The organism is Bradyrhizobium sp. NAS80.1 (assembly GCF_001908205.1).
In the GTDB taxonomy this organism is placed as follows: Bacteria; Pseudomonadota; Alphaproteobacteria; order Rhizobiales; family Xanthobacteraceae; genus Bradyrhizobium.
This window is the reverse complement of record NZ_LGHL01000461.1, coordinates 1-1493: the sequence shown is the minus strand read 5'-3', so window position 1 is coordinate 1493 and position 1493 is coordinate 1. Positions and strand designations below refer to the sequence as shown.

General features: G+C 58.7%; 1 protein-coding gene. It reads left to right on the top strand.

Annotation, left to right across the window (positions count from 1 at the left end):
- Nucleotides 1–84 precede the first annotated feature (84 nt).
- Nucleotides 85–1434, top strand: coding sequence for an IS701 family transposase (locus AC629_RS44220; protein WP_084810812.1), 1350 nt, complete (start codon nucleotides 85–87; stop codon nucleotides 1432–1434).
- The last annotated feature ends 59 nt before the right edge of the window (nucleotides 1435–1493 follow it).

Here is a 1493-nt window from a genome sequence, read left to right as displayed (position 1 = left end):
GGGTTTATGGGTACGCGGCCTAGCACTACTTTGGCAGATTATTGGATTTTCGTGATTTTTTAGGATTCCCGAATCGATTTTTCAATGATTCATGGGTGGTCGGCTCTTGGAGGGCTGACCATGACGGAATGGGAAGTCGAGCTCGAACGCTGGCTGAAGCCGTTCTTGGAACGGTTGGGTCATAAGACCCGGCAGCGGATGTGTCCACTGTACGTTGCGGGATTGATCGGCCCTGGCGATCGCAAGAGCGTTCAGCCGATGGCAGAACGCCTTGCAACGGGCAACTACGATCAGTTGCACCATTTCATCGCCGATGGCGTCTGGGACGCATCACCGTTGGAATCTGAGCTGCTCAACCAGGCGGACCGGCTTGTCGGCGGCAAGGACGCGGTGCTGGTTATTGATGACACCGCAATGCCGAAGAAGGGAGACCGCTCGGTTGGTGTTGCGGCTCAATATGCGTCGGCTCTTGGCAAAACGGCGAACTGCCAAACGCTGGTGTCGCTGACACTCGCCCGCGGCGAGGTGCCGGTGATGGTCGCACTGCGTCTCTTTCTGCCTGAGAGTTGGACAAGCGACGCCCCTCGTTTGAAGCGCGCCCGCGTACCGGCCGAATACCGAACGCCACGATCCAAGCCGGAGATTGCTTTGGCCGAGATTGACCGGGTGATGGCAGCCAACGTGCGCTTCGGGTGTGTGCTGGCGGATGCAGGATACGGGCTCAGCGCACCGTTTCGACAAGGGCTAACGGCACGCGGGCTGGCCTGGGCCGTCGGCATCCCTCGGCACCTCAAGGTGTATCCTGTTGATGTGCAGCTCATTTGGCCGATTACTAAAGTTCGGGGTCGAGCACGAAAGCACCACGTACCAGACGTCTTGTCGATCGCGGCAGAACAAATGCTGGCCAGCATCAAGTGGAAAACCGTGAGTTGGCGCAGCGGGACGAAAGGTCGGCTGAAAGCCCGATTCGCTGCTGTCCGTGTCCGCACCGCCGACGGACCTCCGCAGCGGATATGGGATAAGGGTCAGCAGCATCTCCCGGGCGACGAAGCCTGGCTCATTGGCGAGCAACGTGCCTCAGGGGAGAAGAAATACTATCTCGCCAACCTGCCTGCGTCGACGGATCTGCGCACACTGGCCGCCACCATCAAGGCACGATGGATCTGCGAGCAGGCGCATCAGCAGTTGAAAGAGGAGCTTGGACTTGATCACTTCGAAGGGCGATCATGGCAAGGTCTTCATCGTCACGCTCTAATGACCATGATCGCCTACGCCTTCTTGCAACACCGTCGCCTCGCACACGCGGGGCGGAAAAAAACGAATCAACGGGCCTCCGCCTCAGCCAACCATGCCCGCAGTACGTCACGCCATCGTCGATCTCATCCTGCGGCCGCGGGCTCAGCGGTGCCCGTACTGCAGAAGACAAATCCTTGAAAAGTCGCTGCACAAACAAGTTCTGCCAAAGTAGTGCTAGTGCTCCAAGTCAAATTCCT